Source organism: Stenotrophomonas sp. YAU14D1_LEIMI4_1, from assembly GCF_003086815.1.
In the GTDB taxonomy this organism is placed as follows: domain Bacteria; phylum Pseudomonadota; class Gammaproteobacteria; order Xanthomonadales; family Xanthomonadaceae; genus Stenotrophomonas.
In genome coordinates this window covers 3,613,913-3,629,210 of the sequence record NZ_CP025997.1, presented here as the reverse complement: position 1 = coordinate 3,629,210, position 15,298 = coordinate 3,613,913, and the positions used below count along the sequence as shown (strand labels likewise).

13 protein-coding genes are annotated in these 15,298 nt (G+C 67.6%); 11 read left to right on the top strand and 2 right to left on the bottom strand.

Going from position 1 to position 15,298, the window contains the following annotated elements:
- The first annotated feature begins 110 nt into the window (after nt 1-110).
- Genes mreC through rodA form a run of 4 tightly spaced genes read left to right on the top strand, consistent with a single transcriptional unit; the run spans nt 111 to nt 4,845 of the window.
- Nucleotides 111-1,172, top strand: coding sequence for a rod shape-determining protein MreC (gene mreC / locus C1932_RS16705; RefSeq protein WP_108762923.1), 1,062 nt, complete (start codon nt 111-113; stop codon nt 1,170-1,172).
- Complete coding sequence (mreD, locus tag C1932_RS16700) at nt 1,169-1,654, top strand: rod shape-determining protein MreD (RefSeq protein ID WP_005419400.1); 486 nt, start codon at nt 1,169-1,171, stop codon at nt 1,652-1,654. Before mreC ends, mreD begins: the two co-directional genes overlap by 4 nt.
- A gap of 3 nt (nt 1,655-1,657) precedes the next feature.
- Nucleotides 1,658-3,736, top strand: a complete 2,079-nt coding sequence (gene mrdA, locus C1932_RS16695) for a penicillin-binding protein 2 (protein ID WP_108762922.1) — start codon at nt 1,658-1,660, stop codon at nt 3,734-3,736.
- Nucleotides 3,733-4,845: a rod shape-determining protein RodA gene (gene rodA, locus C1932_RS16690; RefSeq protein ID WP_108754183.1), complete on the top strand. Its 1,113-nt coding sequence runs from the start codon at nt 3,733-3,735 to the stop codon at nt 4,843-4,845. The genes mrdA and rodA overlap by 4 nt, the downstream gene beginning before the upstream one ends.
- Nucleotides 4,846-5,345: 500 nt before the next feature.
- Here the strand turns inward: rodA and C1932_RS16685 are convergent, their stop codons facing one another.
- Nucleotides 5,346-5,756 (bottom strand): hypothetical protein, encoded by a 411-nt coding sequence (locus C1932_RS16685; RefSeq protein WP_108762921.1) that lies wholly within the window; start codon nt 5,754-5,756, stop codon nt 5,346-5,348.
- A gap of 860 nt (nt 5,757-6,616) precedes the next feature.
- Between C1932_RS16685 and mltB the strand changes: the two genes are divergently transcribed.
- From mltB to C1932_RS16670, 3 genes are all read left to right on the top strand, one after another.
- Nucleotides 6,617-7,762 carry a lytic murein transglycosylase B gene (gene mltB, locus C1932_RS16680; RefSeq protein ID WP_108762920.1) on the top strand — a complete coding sequence of 382 codons (1,146 nt, stop codon included), beginning with the start codon at nt 6,617-6,619 and terminating at the stop codon, nt 7,760-7,762.
- Complete coding sequence (locus C1932_RS16675; protein WP_108762919.1) at nt 7,759-9,012, top strand: septal ring lytic transglycosylase RlpA family protein; 1,254 nt, start codon at nt 7,759-7,761, stop codon at nt 9,010-9,012. The genes mltB and C1932_RS16675 overlap by 4 nt, the downstream gene beginning before the upstream one ends.
- 99 nt (nt 9,013-9,111) lie before the next feature.
- Nucleotides 9,112-10,329 (top strand): D-alanyl-D-alanine carboxypeptidase family protein, encoded by a 1,218-nt coding sequence (locus C1932_RS16670; RefSeq protein ID WP_108762918.1) that lies wholly within the window; start codon nt 9,112-9,114, stop codon nt 10,327-10,329.
- 196 nt (nt 10,330-10,525) lie between these two features.
- Here the strand turns inward: C1932_RS16670 and C1932_RS16665 are convergent, their stop codons facing one another.
- On the bottom strand, nt 10,526-11,599 hold the full coding sequence (locus tag C1932_RS16665) for a lipid A deacylase LpxR family protein (RefSeq protein ID WP_108762917.1): 1,074 nt from the start codon (nt 11,597-11,599) through the stop codon (nt 10,526-10,528).
- A 340-nt stretch (nt 11,600-11,939) separates the two neighbouring features.
- Here C1932_RS16665 and C1932_RS16660 point away from each other — a divergent pair, with 340 nt between their 5' ends.
- The 4 genes from C1932_RS16660 (at nt 11,940) to lipA (ending at nt 15,092) form a co-directional block, all read left to right on the top strand.
- Nucleotides 11,940-12,932 carry a CsgG/HfaB family protein gene (locus C1932_RS16660; protein WP_108762916.1) on the top strand — a complete coding sequence of 331 codons (993 nt, stop codon included), beginning with the start codon at nt 11,940-11,942 and terminating at the stop codon, nt 12,930-12,932.
- Nucleotides 12,933-13,086: 154 nt separating this feature from the next.
- Entirely contained in the window at nt 13,087-13,365 is a 279-nt protein-coding gene (locus C1932_RS16655; protein WP_108750506.1) for a DUF493 family protein, read from the top strand.
- A complete protein-coding gene (gene lipB / locus C1932_RS16650) occupies nt 13,353-14,063 on the top strand; it encodes a lipoyl(octanoyl) transferase LipB (protein WP_108762915.1) in 711 nt (236 codons plus the stop codon). The genes C1932_RS16655 and lipB overlap by 13 nt, the downstream gene beginning before the upstream one ends.
- Nucleotides 14,064-14,081: 18 nt before the next feature.
- Nucleotides 14,082-15,092, top strand: coding sequence for a lipoyl synthase (gene lipA, locus C1932_RS16645; RefSeq protein ID WP_108762914.1), 1,011 nt, complete (start codon nt 14,082-14,084; stop codon nt 15,090-15,092).
- The last annotated feature ends 206 nt before the right edge of the window (nt 15,093-15,298 follow it).

The window sequence follows — 15,298 nt, the reverse complement described above, 5'->3', positions numbered from 1 at the left end:
GCTCCCGCCCGCAGCGCCCCTCCGGGGTGCGGCCTGCCCGCATGGGCCGGCCCGCACCGGCGGGGCGCCCGCATGTTTCCCTTCCGCCTTCTGCCAGTTGAATCGTTGACGTGCCGCCCTACGCCGGACCCCCCGTCGCTTCCCGTTCCGGTGATGCCGCCAGCCCGCTGCGGCTGCTGGCCTACCTGGCGCTGGCCATCACCCTGATCGTGCTGGATGACCAGGCCGGCTGGCTGGCGCGCCTGCGCGAACAGGCCAACAGTCTGGTGCAGCCGGTGTGGTCGCTGGCCGGCCTGCCCGGCAAGCTGGGCAGCCAGGTGAAGGACAGCGCGGCCAGCCATGGACAGCTGGTGGCCGAGAACCGCGAACTGCGCAACCAGCTGCTGCTGGCCAATGCGCGCCTGACCCGCCTGCAGACCGCCGCACTGGACAACGCCCAGCTGCGCGAACTGCTGAACGTGGCCGAGCGCAGCGGGCTGGACGTGCAGTTGGCGCCGATCCTGGATATCGACCTGGACCCGGTGAAGCAGCGCCTGGTGCTTGATGCCGGCAGCCGCGAAGGCGTGCACGTGGGCCAGGCGGTGATCGACGCCGGTGGCCTGATGGGGCAGGTGATCAGCACCACCGGTGGCACCTCCACCGTGCTGCTGCTGACCGACCCCGACCATGCCGTGCCGGTCACCGTGGCCCGCAACGGCGTGCGGCTGATCGTCTATGGCCGTGGCGATACCTTGGAACTGCGTGACATTCCGCTCAGCGCGGGCGTGGAAGTGGGCGATGAGATCGTCACCTCCGGCCTGGGCGGGCGTTTCCCGGCCGGCTTCCCGGTCGGCACCATCACCGGCCTGCGCCCGGACGATACCCACGCCTTCCTGGTGGGCGAACTGAAGCCGGCAGCGCAGCTGGATCGCGGTCGCGACGTGCTGCTCCTGCGCCCGGGTGCGGCGATCCGGATTCCGCAGGCGCTGCGGCAGAGCCTTCAGATGGGGGCTGCCGACGCTCCCGCCGGCAGCGAACCGCAGCCGGCAGGCAGCGCACCGGCCGAGGCCGCCCCGGGCGCCGCCGCACCGGCACCGGCACCTGCTCCCTCTTCGGCTTCGTCTGCGCCGCCGCTGACGGCTCCGCCTGCAGCAACGCCCACCGCGCCCACCACGCAGGAGCCCGCACGATGAGCCGCCTGCGCGACAACCCGTGGGTGCTGCCGGCCAGCCTGGTGGTGGCGCTGCTGCTGGGCCTGCTGCCGTTGCCGGCACTGCTGCAGCCGCTGCGCCCGTACTGGCTGGCGCTGGTGCTGGCCTACTGGGTGATCGAAGCCCCCGAGCGCGTGGGCCTGGGCATCGCCTTCGCCAGCGGCGTGGTGGCCGACCTGCTGTACGGCGGGGTGCTGGGCGAACAAGCCCTGCGTCTGGTCATGCTGGCCTTCATCCTGCAGCGCTTCCGCGCCCGCATCCGCTTCTTCCCGATGTCCCAGCAGATGCTGGCCATCGGCGGCCTGCTGTTCAACGACCGCATCGTCAGCGCGCTGGTACACATCGTGGTGGACGAACCGACCCTGCCGTGGTCGTACTGGTGGGCACCGCTGCTGGGCATGGGCCTGTGGCCGCTGGTGTTCGTGCTGCTGGATGCGGTGCGCTTCGGCAAGCGTGGGCGCTGAGCCATGATTCCGCGCCGGCAGGTGAAGAACCCGCACGCTGAAGCCGAACAGTTCCGCCGCCGCGCGGCGCTGGGCTTCCTGGGCGTGCTGGTCTGTCTGCTCGGCCTGGGCGGCTGGTACTTCAAGCTGCAGGTGCTGGACCACGACATCTACGCCACGCGTTCGGAAGCCAACCGCATCAAGCCGCGGCCGGTGGTGCCCGGGCGCGGCATGATCTACGACCGCAATGGCCGCCTGCTGGCCGAGAACGTGCCGGCCTTCCGCCTGGACGTGACCCCGGACAAGGTGAAGGACATGGACGCCACCCTGGAAGGGCTGGCGAAGATCATCAGCATCAGCCCGGAAGAGCTGGAAGCGTTCAACAAATCGCGCAAGGCGCGCCGCAAGTTCCTGCCGGTCACCCTGAAGCTGCGCATGACCGACGAGGAAATGGCCCGGTTCGCGGTGGACCGCTGGCGCTTCCCCGGCGTGGAGCTGGAACCCTACCTGACCCGCCGCTACCCCTATGGCGACCTGTTCGCGCACATCATCGGCTACGTCGGCCGGGTGGACGACAAGGATCTGGAAATACTGGGCGAGGGCAATGCGGCCCTGACCCATATCGGCAAGTCCGGCCTGGAGCGTTATTACGAGCACGAGCTGCGCGGCAAGGTCGGCTACGAGCAGGTGGAAACCAACGTGCAGGGGCGGGCCATCCGCACCATCGGCCGGGTGGCCGCGCAGTCCGGTGCCGATCTGCGCCTGTCCATCGATGCCGATCTGCAGCGCGCCATGGTCGCCGCCTTCGGCGAGCAGGAAGGCTCGGCCGTGGCGATGGACCCGCGCACCGGTGAAGTGCTGGCGATGGTCAGCCTGCCGTCGTACGACCCGAACCTGTTCGTCAACGGCATTTCCCATGCCGATTTCAAGGCGCTGAACGAGAACCCGTCGCGGCCGCAGTTCAACCGCCTGGTGCTGGGCGGCGTGGCCCCCGGTTCCACCCTGAAGCCGTTGATCGGCCTGGCCGGCCTGGATTCGGGCGTGCGCCGGCCGGAAGACAAGGTACTGTCCACCGGCATGTTCTACCTGCCGGGCACCAGCCGCGGCTGGGGCGACTCGCACCGCGGTGGCCATGGCTGGACCGACCTGCGCAAGTCGATCGCGCAGTCGGTGAACACCTACTACTACAAGCTGGCGCTGGACCTGGGCATCGAACGCTTCGACCATTACATGGAGTACTACGGCTTCGGCGCGCCGACCGGCATCGACCTGACCGGCGAAATCGGCGGCATCCTGCCGTCGCCGGCCTACAAGGCCAAGAGCCGCAAGGAGCGCTGGTACCCCGGCGATACGGTCAACATCAGCATCGGCCAGGGCGACTGGAAGGTCACCCCGCTGCAGCTGGCGCGCGGCGTCAGCGCGTTGGCCGATGGCCAGCTGCGCACCCCGCACCTGGTCATGCAGCAGCGCGCCGGCTTCGACCACGATTGGGTGACCACCGAAGCCGGGCCGAGCAAGCCGGTCAGCCCCAACCCGAACAACGTGCAGGCCGTGCGTGAAGGCATGATGGCCACCATGCAGCCCGGCGGCAGCGGCGCGCGGGTGGCCGCCGGTGCGCCGTACACCATGGCCGGCAAGACCGGCACCGCGCAGGTGATCAGCCGCAAGGGCACCGCGGCGGTGAACCCCAAGAGCCTGCCCATGCACCTGCGCCACCGCGCGCTGTTCGTGGGCTTCGCGCCGGCCGAACAGCCGGTGATCGCCCTGGCCATTGCCGTGGAAGGCGGTGGCTACGGTGGCTCGGCCGCGGCGCCGATCGCGCGCAAGATCTTCGATGCCTGGCTGCTGGGCAAGATGCCCGAAGGCATGCAGCCGCTGGACAGCGAGCGTGGCACCACCGCCATCGGCACCACCGCCTTCGACAACGAAGACGTGAACGCGCGCCCGGCCGGTGATGCCGCCGCCGCGCTGCTGGCCGAACTGCCGGTGCTGGTGGGCGTGCCTGCACCGGCGCCTGCACCCGAGCCCGCGCCGGCGCCGCCTGCACCGGCGGCGGCGGCCCCCAGCGCGCCGCGCCCCCCTGCCGCTGAGGCTTCGCGATGAGAGTGTTCCTGCGCTGGGCCGGCGACATGCTGCGCCGCTTCTTCAGCACCCTGGACTGGGTGCTGTGCCTGGCCCTGGGCGCCTTGATGGCCATTGGCCTGGCCACCTTGAAGAGCGCCGGTGGCGACACCCTGGTGATGGCGCAGGGCGCCCGCTTCATTGTCGGCCTGGCCGCGCTGTGGGCCATTTCGCGCGTGCCGATCCTGCGCATCCGCTCGGCCACGCCGATGATCTATGCGATCTCGATGATTCCGCTGCTGGCGGTGTTCGTGCTGGGCACCGGCAAGTACGGGCGGCAGTGGCTGGACCTGAAGTTCTTCTACCTGCAGCCGGCCGAACTGCTGAAGGTCAGCCTGCCGATGATGGTGGCCTGGTACCTGCACAAGATGCCGTTGCCGCCGCGCTTCAACACCGTGCTGATGGCACTGGTGATCATCGGCGTGCCCACCGGCCTGGTGATGCTGCAGCCCGACTTCGGCACCGGAGTGCTGATCGCGGCCAGTGGCGTGTTCGTGCTGCTGCTGGCCGGCCTGCCGTGGTGGTGGGTGGGGCTGGGCGTGGGCGGCGTGGCCGCGGTGGCGCCGGTGGCCTGGTTCTGGCTGCTGCGGCCGTACCAGAAGGACCGCATCATGATGTTCCTGGACCCGGAAATGGACGCCCTGGGCGCCGGCTGGAACATCATCCAATCGAAGATCGCGATTGGCTCCGGCGGCTTCGACGGCAAGGGCTGGGGCGAAGGCTCGCAGTCGCACCTGAACTTCATTCCCGAACAGACCACCGATTTCGCCTTCTCGGTGCTGAGCGAAGAATTCGGCTGGATTGGCGTGGCCACCGTGCTGGCGCTGTACCTGGTGGTGATCGGGCGCTGCCTGTGGATTGCCAGCCAGTCGCGCGATTCCTATTCGCGCCTGCTGGCCGGGGCTACTGGCCTGGCCTTCTTCGTCTATGTGCTGGTGAACGGCGGCATGATTTCCGGCCTGCTGCCGGTGGTGGGCGTACCCATGCCGCTGATCAGCTACGGCGGCACGTCCGCCGTTTCGCTGCTGGCCGGCTTCGGCCTGGTCATGGCCGTGCGCAGCCACAACCCCGTGCACGGCGGCTACGGCTGACACACCTGGGGTCGGATCCCCCTCTACGGGGAACGGGATCTGACCCCGGCGCACGACTGCGTTATGGCCCTCGTCGCGTACCGTCGACGGTGCCCGACTGCGCTTTGGCTCTTGCCGCGTGCCGACGATGGTGCCCGACGGCGCTTTGGCCTTTGTCGCGTACCGTCCGCGGTGCTCGACCGCGCTTTTGCCCTCGTCGCATACCGTCGATGGTGCTCGACTGCGCTCTCGCCTTTGTCCCATTCCGTCGATGGTGCCCGACTGCCCTTTGGCTCTTGCCGCGTACCGTCGATGGTGGCCGACTACGCTTTGGCTTTTGTAGAGTCGAGCTTGCTCGACTTCGCTTTTGCCCTTGTAGAGTCGAGCTTGCTCGACTTCGCTTTTGCCCTTGTAGAGTCGAGCTTGCTCGACTGCGTTTCGCGCAAAGCAGTCGAGCAAGCTCGACTCTACGAACAGCCAACAGCCAACAGCCAACAGCCAACAGCCAGTACGCGTTCCGCTCACGCCACGCGCAACTGCACATCCACGTATTCGGACAACCCCCGGCAGGCCAGCAGCAATCCCTCGCGGGCGTCGTCGCCCAGTTGTTGGGCCTCGTCGCCGTCCACCCGCACGCGTTCGGCGGCATGCAGCAGTTCCAGCAGGAAGGTCAGGCCACTGTTGGCGCGGTCGATGCGCGCCAGCGCCATGCGCTGCGCCGGTGTGTGCTGGGGCCCGTGCCAGGCCTGCCCGTCGGCAGCCTCCACCTGGCGGATGCGCCGCAGGGCGCCCAGCAGGGTGATGCCGTCTTCGGTATTGGCCGCCTGGTGGGCAGTCAGTGTGGTTTCCAGGGCGCGGGCGATGTCGGCCGGAAGTTGATGGGCGGCATCGCCCAGGGTGGCGAACAGGTACGGGTACGGCGATAGCGTCATGGCAGGGTCCTCGCGCGGCAGGCAGATTGGCCACCCTCAGGGCTAGGGTGGCAGGCGATGCGTGGTTGCAATACCGGGGACCAACGGCGAAGAACCGGCGGGCACAAGGCCCCCACGCACCGCCCGCCAAAAACGCACGGACGGATTGCCAGCCGGCGCCGCCCACACGGAAAAGACGACGCCGACTGGCAAGCGTAAACAACGCGTTGGTCCTACGGGATTGCAAGCCCGTGCCACCCGTTGTCGGTGGCCCCGCATGTTTCGCACGCCACGCCCGCCGCACCAATGAGGAAAGTTTGAAAGTCGAATTCGTCAGAACGCCGCCGCACGTTGCACCCGTAGTGGCGAAAGCGACACGATGCGCCGCCCGAAACCGCCGCCATTCCCCGGCGTTCACCGCCTGAATCTGCGCAAACCCGTTTCTGTAAGCGTTTGCATAACCCCAGGTGAACACCCGCTCGCTGACGAAGTTCCAATAAAAGTGGGCGACCAATCACACTTTGACGCGATGTTGATCTTGATCAATGGACTTGTCGCAATCGGCCTGCACAATGGCGGCCCGTTCGGCACGGCGCGCCATCACTGATGCAGCGCGAGGGGCGCCGGGCGGGAAAGCAGTACTGATCCAACGGGTACAGGGAGCGCGGAGCACTGCCACTGGGGAGCGGCAGCCGCGCAGGTACCGACCGGATCCGGTCGCCGGTTGCGTCTGCGGGGATGGGGACGCAACCGGCCACCTCTGTTTCTGAATGCGGCAGGTCACTCACACCGTTTTCACAAAAGCGTCTGCCTGCAGGCAAATCGTTGTGATTCATGGTGTTAGGGGTTTTAATTCATCCATGACCTGCTAACCTGCGGTGATGATTCGACGCACTCTGGCCTGCATGCTCACCCTCGGCCTGGTCGCCTGCGCGACCCAGCCGACGTCCCCCCCGTCGTCTCCGCAGGCCAGCAGTTCGCCGCGCCACCCGGCCAGCAAGCCGAAGGGTCCGGCCGAAGCCGCACCGGAAGCTGCAGCCAGCACCGCACCGCCGGTGGATCTGACCCCGGTGCCGTTCGAAACCGCGCGCGCCAACTTCATTGCCGATACCGCCAAGCGCTACGGCCTGGCACCACAGCAGATCAGCGCCGTGCTGGACCAGGCGCAGGTGCGCCAGCCCATCATTGCCGCCATGGCCCGCCCGGCCGAACGGGTGAAGCCGTGGAACGAATACCGGCCGATGTTCATCAGCAAGGCGCGCATCGATGGCGGCCGCGCGTTCCTGGCCGAACACCGTGCCGAACTGGACCGCGTGCAGCAGCGCACTGGCGTGCCGGCCGAAGTGATCGTGGCGATCATCGGCGTGGAAACCAGCTACGGCAAGAACGCCGGCAACCACCGCGTGCTGGATGCGCTGTACACCCTGGCCTTCTATTACCCGCGCAGTGGCGACCCGGCCAAGCTGGAACGCGAAGTGCGCCGCGAGCTGTTCTTCCGCGATGAACTGGCCAAGCTGTTCGAACTGGGCCGCGAAGAAAAACTGGACATCACCACGCTCAAGGGCAGCTACGCCGGGGCGATGGGCATGGGCCAGTTCATGCCGTCCAGCTATCTGGATTACGCCGTGGACGGCAACGGCGATGGCCGCCGTGATCTGTTCACCAGCTACGACGATGTGTTCTCGTCCATTGCCAATTACTTCGTGAAGAAGGGTGGCTGGGTGCGCGGTGGCCCGGTGGTCGTACCGGCCACGCTGGCGCCGGGCCGCGAGGAGTTCAATCCCACCGAGTGGATGCCGACCTGGTCGCTGGCTGACCTGGCGCAGCGCGGTTACCAGCCCAGCGCGCCGGTCCCGGCGGGCGCCACTGCAACGCCCATCACCCTGGAAGGCAGCACCGGCAAGCAGTACTGGCTGGGCTTCCAGAACTACTACGCCATTACCCGCTACAACCTTTCGAAGATGTACGCGATGGCCGTGCACCAGTTGTCGCAGGCCATTGCCGGACAGGAGCTGCCCCCGGCATGAACATCAGATGGCTGGTTCCCGCACTGGCAGTACTCGCACTGGCCGCGTGCAGCAGCGCGCCGAACAAGCCCAGCGCCGGCCACGGCGGCAAGGTGGCGGGCACGGTGGTGCAGGGCAAGGGCGGGCGCCCGGCGCACTGCCCGGACGGTTCGCCCTATGCGGCGGCCACCGAGGACCTGAGCACGCGCGGCAACTACACTGCCGGTGGCCTGTACAAGCCCGGGGTGAAAGACAGCACGCCGAGCTACGTGCCCAACGTGGCCTGCATTCCCGAGCCGGAAGTGACCGCGGTCGAACGCTCGACCATCGGCAACAAATCGCCGTATGTGGTGCTGGGCAAGTCGTACAAAGTGCTGGACGACACCCATGACTATGTCGAGCGCGGTACCGCGTCGTACTACGGCGCCAAGTTCCACGGCCGCCTGACCTCCAACCGCGAGGTCTACGACATGTACCAGTTCACCGCCGCGCACAAGACGCTGCCGCTGCCCAGCTTCGCCCGCGTGACCAACCTGGACAACGGCGAATCGGTGATCGTGCGCGTCAACGATCGTGGTCCGTTCCACGATGGCCGCGTGGTGGACCTGAGCTATGCCGCCGCCGTGCGCCTGGGCATCACCCAGCGCGGCACCGGCAATGTGGAAGTGCGCGCGCTGCAGCCGGGCGAAGGCAACCTGCTGGCGCAGAAGCCGTCGCGCCGCGAGCGCCGTGCCGCCGAAGCCGCTGCCGCTACGGCGGTGGCGTCGGCACGCCCCACAGCAGCAGCGCGCAGCACGCCGGCCAGCGATATCGACCGCCTGGTGCAGCGCCTGCCTGCCGATGCCATGCCCGCACGTGGCCAGCCGGCCACCACCCAGGCTGCCAGCAGCACCCTGCCGGACGTGGCAGTGAGCGCGCTGCCGCCCAGCGCCCCGGCGCCGCGTGCACCGGTGGCCGTGGCCGCCGCCGCACCGCGCGCAGCTGCCGCCCCAGCACGCAGCACGCCGGCCCCCGCGCCCACGCTGTCGCAGCAGGTTGTGGGTGCGGTGATGGTGCAGGTGGCCAGCTTTTCCAGCCGCGACAACGCCACCCGTGCCATGGGCCAGCTGAACGCGGCCGGCATCGTCGGCGCCACCATCAGCGACATCGCCGCCGGCGGCCGCACCCTGTTCCGTCTGCGCGTACCCGCCACCGACCATGCCAGCGCCGCGGAACTTGTCGGCCGCATCGCCGGTCTGGGCCTGGGCGCACCGCAGATCGTCAAAGACTGATTCGACCGGGGCCGGTGCTGCCGGCCTCCGCCCCGTCGGCCTTACAATGGCCGCTTCGTACCACCCTCCATCCTGGCCGTCCCTGGAGCCTGCTGTCCCATGAATTTCCGTTCCGCCGCCACTGCCCTGGCCGCCACCCTGGTGGTCGGTCTGGCTTCCGCCCAGACCCCCCTGCCTTCCCCGGCCACCCCGGCACCTGCCGCCGCCGCTGCGCCGGCCACCGTGGCCACGCCGCCGGCCCCGGTGCCGACTGTTTCCAAGGCGTGGGTCCTGATGGATTACGCCACCGGCCAGGTGCTGGCCGGCGAGAACGTGCACGAAGAACTGGCCCCGGCCAGCATCACCAAGGTCATGACCTCCTATGTCATCGCCGCCGAGGTCAAGAACGGCAAGGTGCGTGCGGATGACCAGGTGATGATGAGCGAGCGCGCCTGGCGCGAAGGCGGCGCGGGCACCGACGGCAGCTACAGCGGCTTCCCGGTGAACCAGACCGCGCGCCTGGAAGACATGGAAAAGGGCATGGCGATCCAGTCGGGCAACGACGCAGCCATCGCCCTGGCCGAACACGTGGCCGGCAGCGAAGAAGCCTTTGCTTCGCTGATGAACAGCTACGCCGCCAAGATCGGCATGAAGAACTCGCACTTCGTGAACGCCCACGGCCTGACCGCCGAAGGCCACCACAGCACCGCCTACGACCTGGCCCTGCTGGGCCGGGCGATGGTGCGCGACTACCCGGAAACCTACGCTTACAACAAGATCAAGGAATTCCAGGTCGGCAACATCAAGCAGCCCAACCGCAACCTGCTGTTGTGGCGCGATGGCAGCGTGGACGGCATCAAGACCGGCCACACCTCCGAAGCCGGCTACTGCCTGATGAGCTCGGCGCAGCGCGGCGACCAGCGCCTGATCGCGGTGGTGCTGGGTGGTTCGTCGGAAAAGCAGCGTGCCGATGACAGCCTGGCCCTGCTGAACTGGGGCTTCCGCTTCTTCGAAACCCACCGCCTGTACGAGCCGGGCAAGGCCGTGGCCGAGCACAAGGTGTGGAAGGGCACCACCGACAAGGTGCAGCTGGGCGTGGCCCAGCCGATGCTGGTGAGCGTGCCGCGTGGCCGCTACAACGACCTGAAGCCGAGCATCGACGTGCCCAAGACCCTGGAAGCACCGTTCACCGCTGGCCAGCAGATCGGCACCGTTAAGGTCACTCTGGACGGCAAAGTGGTGGCTGAAGCCCCGCTGGTGGCCGTGGCGGCTGTTGAACAGGCTGGTTTCTTCAAGCGCCTGTGGGACAGCTTCTGGATGTGGTGGGAATCGGAATGATCCACGCACCTGCGTGGTGAATGAAAAGGCCGGCGAAAGCCGGCCTTTTTCGTTTTTTGTAGAGTCGAGCCATGCTCGACTGATGGTGAACGCAGTCGAGCATGGCTCGACTCTACAACCCTGGTTACAGCGAGCGATTCAAACCGGTGTGCCGACCAACGGTCGGCACCTACCCGCTTCACCATCAGCCGCTCGCCTACAGCGAACGGCTGATGGTGAAGCTGCCGAACACCGGCGCTTCGCGCTGGCCGTCGAACTCGCGGGTGCTGTGGTAACGGGCCAGGGCGAACTTCCAGCGGCCCTTCATCACCGCCAGGCCGTAGCCGCCCAGCGCCACGAAGTTGCGCTTGTCCACGCTGTGGCTGTTGCGGAAGGTGTTGCCGTCCAGGGTGATATCGCGGATCACCCACGAAGCATCGGTGGTGGCGAACAGGTGCCACGACCAACCGGCCGGGCGGCCGCCGCGGGTCGGCGCGGTGTTTTCGCCGGCCGGGCGCAGCGGGGTGCTGCCGAAGTCGTCGGGCAGCTTCCAGCCAAAGCGCACCTCGGCGCCGGCATTGGCGTGGGTGGCCAGGTTGCCGATCGCACCGCCGTAGTGGGTGATCGCATCCCAGCCCCAGCCGCCGGCATTTTCAGTGGCATCGCCCGGCCAGCGGCGCATGCGCTCATGGGTCAGCATGAACACCGGTTCGTTGTGCAGCTGGTTGTCCCAGCCCTGGAATTTCTCGTCGCCCAGCACCTCGTGCACGGCGTTCTGCACCTGCTTGCCCTGCGCCCACGGGCCCACCACGCCCACCGCCAGCTGGGTGGTCTGCAGGCGGTCGCCGCGGCGCGCGTTGTAGCCGAAGCTGGCAATCAGCACGCCCGCATAGGGGCGGTCGTCCTCGATCAGGTCCTTCCGGGTGAAATCGGTGGGAGTGAAGATGCCCTGAGCCAGGCTGAAAATCATGTTCTGCTGCTCGAACTCACCCGGGTGCAGCCGTTCCAGGTGCCGGTTCACCCAGCGCGCCATCTTCGGCAGGCAGGGGTCGTCGGTGTAGTCCACCAGATTGGGCGAGACCAGGGTGAGCTGGGCGCCGTTGGTGTAGCCCTGGTCCTGGTCCTTGCCGCCGAACAGGTCGTTGTCCACGCGGAAGTTCACCTGCGGCGGGTGGTCGCGCATGGCATCCGGGCCGCACTGTTCGGCGGCCTGGGCGGCAAGGGGGAGGGTGGCAGCGAGCAGACCCGACAGCCCGAGGGCTGCGAGGCGGTGTTGGGAAGGGGAGCTCATCGGGTGCGGGTTCTTTTGTCGTTTTATGCCGCGACACGGTACATCCAGGCAGCGGCCGAAACGACCACATGACGCTCACATGTCTGTTCCGAAAACAACGTTGTCCCACTGGCACAGCCATACGTGGCGGGGGGCGGCGCCGGCGGCGTGCCGGCAGGGGGCGTGTGCCTCGCGTGTCGTCATCGGCATTGTCAGTCAGCTGCGGTTGTGGCGTGCGGCGCAGGCGTGCCATACCTCCTGCGTCGGCGCCTGAGGGGGGCGTCGCAACGGATCCAGGTCCTGGACCCTTTCTCAACCCATGGAATGTGCTTCGCCCACAGCGAGGTGCTGGATGACTCAAATGAAAAAATCGAATTCGCTCCCCCCTGCGCTGGCCTGCACGCTGCTGGGCGCTGCACTGGTGGCGGTCAGTGCCCCGGCGTCGGCCGGCCTGCGCGACAGCTTCGCCAACAGCCGTACCTCTGCCCAGCAGCAGAGCAAGAAGGGCCAGGCCGAGATTCCGGTCTGCACCAAGCCGCTGGGTTCCATCTCGGTAATCGAATCGGAAGATGCGGTGAACTGGTGGACCGGCCAGCAGCTGCCGGCGCCTTCGAAGCTGATCAAGGTGTTCGTCAACAAGTCCAAGTGCTTCACCCTGGTCGACCGTGGCGTCGGCATGGCCGCGGCCCAGGCCGAGCGCGCGCTAGCCAGCCAAGGCCAGCTGCGCGGGCGTTCCAACATCGGCAAGGGCCAGATTCGGGCCGCCGACTACGTTCTGGTACCGGACCTGATCTCGCAGAACAGCAACGCTGGCGGCAGTGCCATCGGTGGCCTGGTGGGCGGCCTGATCGGCGGCAAGGCCGGCTCTGTCGTAAGTGGCCTGAACTTCCGCAGGAAGACCGCCGATGTGACCCTGACCCTGACCGATGTGCGCTCCTCCGAGCAGGTTGCGGTCGTTGAAGGCAACTCCAGGAAAACCGACCTGGGCTGGGGCGCCGGTGGTGGCCTGTTCGGCGGTGGCGGCATCGGCGCGATGGGCGTGGGCGGCTACGCCAACACCGAAATCGGCCAGGTGATCACCCTGGCCTATCTGCAGGCCTACAGCACCATGGTGACCGAGCTGGGCGGCCTGCCGGCCAATGCCTCCGCTGCCAATGCCGGCCAGGCCGTGACCATGCTGAAGGCTGGCCGCCTGCTGGCCAACGCCAAGGGCACCGGTGCGGCGGTGCGCGCGCTGGAGCCGGGCATGCTGCTGTACCCCACCGGTGTGAAGGACGGCACCATGTGGGAAGTGGAAGACGAAATGGGCAACAAGGGCTGGGTCAATTCCACCCTGATGGAAACGGCCCAATAGGCCCCCGGCGTGCCGGCGTCGGCCCAGCAGGCTGGCCCAGCAGCCTAGCTCCGGCCGGCGCATGCGCCCCCTGCAACGCAGCGGCTCGCCGGTGCCGCCTTCGACTTTGATGAATACTCTTGGGTTTGTTGCCTTCCGGCCCGATAATGGGCCCATGGAAATCAAGTCCGACAACCCCGACCACGGCTTCCAGTTCCCCGGTCAGTTCGAGCTCAGTGCGATGGGCGCCGCCAACCGCGGCCTCGAGCACGAGCTTCCGCGCCTGTTGCAGGCCGCGGGCATCACCGTGGTGAACGAGCGCATCAGCTGGAAGCATTCCACCAACGGCAAGTATGTTTCGGTTCGCCTGGTGTTCCAGGCTGAGAACCGCGAACAGTACGACGTCGCCCATGAGGCGCTGCGTGGCCACCCGGAAGTGAAGTGGACGGTGTAGCCGCCAGCTGCCCGGCCGACGCCGCCCCCGAAAACCGCCCGGCGCGTCCGGCGGTGGTCCGTGACCTGGGCCGCCAGGCCTATGAACCGGTCTGGCGCGCCATGCAGCGCTTCACCGATCAGCGTACGGACGACGACGCCGACGAACTGTGGGTGGTTGAACACGATCCGGTGTTCACCCTGGGCCAGGCCGGCAAGGACGAACACGTGCTGGCCCCAGGCGATATTCCGGTGCTGCACGTGGACCGTGGTGGCCAGGTGACCTACCACGGCCCTGGCCAGATCGTGGTCTACCCGCTGCTGCGCCTGCCGCGGCTGGGCATTGGCGTGCGCGACTACGTGTGCCGTATCGAACAGGCCATCATCGACACCTTGGCCGACTGGAACATCGGCGCCGAGCGCCGTGAAGGCGCGCCCGGCGTGTACGTGGGTGCGGCCAAGATCGCCGCGCTGGGCATCCGCGTGCGCCGCGGCTGTACCTTCCATGGCTTGGCCTTCAACGTGTCCATGGATCTGGAACCCTTCCGCCGCATCAACCCCTGCGGTTACCAGGGGCTGCAGGTGACCTCGGTGGTAGACTTGGGCGGCCCGTCCGGGATGGACGCCGTCAAGCCGGTGCTGCTGGACCATCTGGCCCGCCAGTTTGGCCTGCTGCTGCAGCCCACGCCCGAACTGCCCGATCTTTCTGCGGCCGCCTGACCGCCCCCCGGAACTGCCATGACTGAGACCACCGCCCGCACCATTCCCCTGCAGATCGTGCAGGCCGACCTGCCGACTGCCGCACCGTTGCAGGTGGGCGTGAAGCAGATGGGCGGGGACAAGATCAACCGTTCGCCGGTGCAGTTCGCCGATGCCCCGGTGCTGCGCAAGCCGTCGTGGATCCGCGTGCGCATTCCTTCGGGCAATGCCGTGCAGAACCTGAAGGCAAAGCTGCGCGAAAACCGTCTGGTGACGGTGTGCGAAGAAGCCAGCTGCCCGAACATCCATGAATGCTTCGGCCACGGCACTGCCACCTTCATGATCCTGGGCGAAGTCTGCACCCGTCGCTGCTCGTTCTGCGACGTGGCCCACGGCCGCCCCAAGCCGCCCGATGCCAACGAACCGGCCAGCCTGGGCCAGACCGTGGCCGACATGGGCCTGAAGTACGTGGTGGTGACCAGCGTTGACCGCGATGACCTGCGCGACGGCGGTGCCCAGCACTTCGTCGACTGCATCACCGCCATCCGCGAGAAGTCGCCGGGCACCCGCATTGAAGTGCTGACCCCCGACTTCCGCGGCAAGGGCCGCATGGAGCGCGCGCTGGAAATCCTGGCGCAGAACCCGCCGGACGTGTTCAACCACAACATCGAAACCGTACCGGACCTGTACCGCAACGTGCGCCCCGGTGCCGATTACCAGTGGTCGCTGAACCTGCTGAAGAACTTCAAGGCGCAGCACCCGTCGGTGCCGACCAAGAGCGGCATCATGCTGGGCCTGGGCGAGGAATTCGAGCAGATCAAGGCCACCATGCGTGACCTGCGTGCCCACGACGTGGACATGATCACCATCGGCCAGTATCTGCAGCCGACCGCGCACCACCACCCGGTGCTGAAGTACTGGACCCCGGAAGACTACAAGGCGCTGGAAGACTACGGCTACGAACTGGGCTTCAGCCACGTGGCCTCCGGCCCGATGGTGCGCTCGTCGTACCACGCCGACGTGCAGGCCAAGGGCGCCGGCGTCCGGTAAGCGGTTGCGCGATGCGCGCTACCGCTTCCCACGCTGCGCTGCGCACACCGTGGGCCCCGGCTTACCACCGCCCACACCCCCGCCGCTTCGCGGCCGCCCCCTGACTCAGGGGGCTTGCAACTCCATGCCCTCTGCAACCGGACAGACGGCACTGCGGGGTGCGCCGCTCTTCGGCCATTCACAATTTGCTACACCGGCCCGGCTAG

Excerpts from the sequence above, each read along its gene's own strand:
- mreD (WP_005419400.1), top strand. The coding sequence starts at position 1,169 with ATGAGCCGCCTGCGCGACAACCCGTGGGTGCTGCCGGCCAGCCTGGTG.
- mrdA (WP_108762922.1), top strand. The coding sequence starts at position 1,658 with ATGATTCCGCGCCGGCAGGTGAAGAACCCGCACGCTGAAGCCGAACAG.
- rodA (WP_108754183.1), top strand. The coding sequence starts at position 3,733 with ATGAGAGTGTTCCTGCGCTGGGCCGGCGACATGCTGCGCCGCTTCTTC.
- C1932_RS16685 (WP_108762921.1), bottom strand. The coding sequence starts at position 5,756 with ATGACGCTATCGCCGTACCCGTACCTGTTCGCCACCCTGGGCGATGCC.
- mltB (WP_108762920.1), top strand. The coding sequence starts at position 6,617 with ATGATTCGACGCACTCTGGCCTGCATGCTCACCCTCGGCCTGGTCGCC.
- C1932_RS16675 (WP_108762919.1), top strand. The coding sequence starts at position 7,759 with ATGAACATCAGATGGCTGGTTCCCGCACTGGCAGTACTCGCACTGGCC.
- C1932_RS16670 (WP_108762918.1), top strand. The coding sequence starts at position 9,112 with ATGAATTTCCGTTCCGCCGCCACTGCCCTGGCCGCCACCCTGGTGGTC.
- C1932_RS16665 (WP_108762917.1), bottom strand. The coding sequence starts at position 11,599 with ATGAGCTCCCCTTCCCAACACCGCCTCGCAGCCCTCGGGCTGTCGGGT.
- C1932_RS16660 (WP_108762916.1), top strand. The coding sequence starts at position 11,940 with ATGAAAAAATCGAATTCGCTCCCCCCTGCGCTGGCCTGCACGCTGCTG.
- C1932_RS16655 (WP_108750506.1), top strand. The coding sequence starts at position 13,087 with ATGGAAATCAAGTCCGACAACCCCGACCACGGCTTCCAGTTCCCCGGT.
- lipA (WP_108762914.1), top strand. The coding sequence starts at position 14,082 with ATGACTGAGACCACCGCCCGCACCATTCCCCTGCAGATCGTGCAGGCC.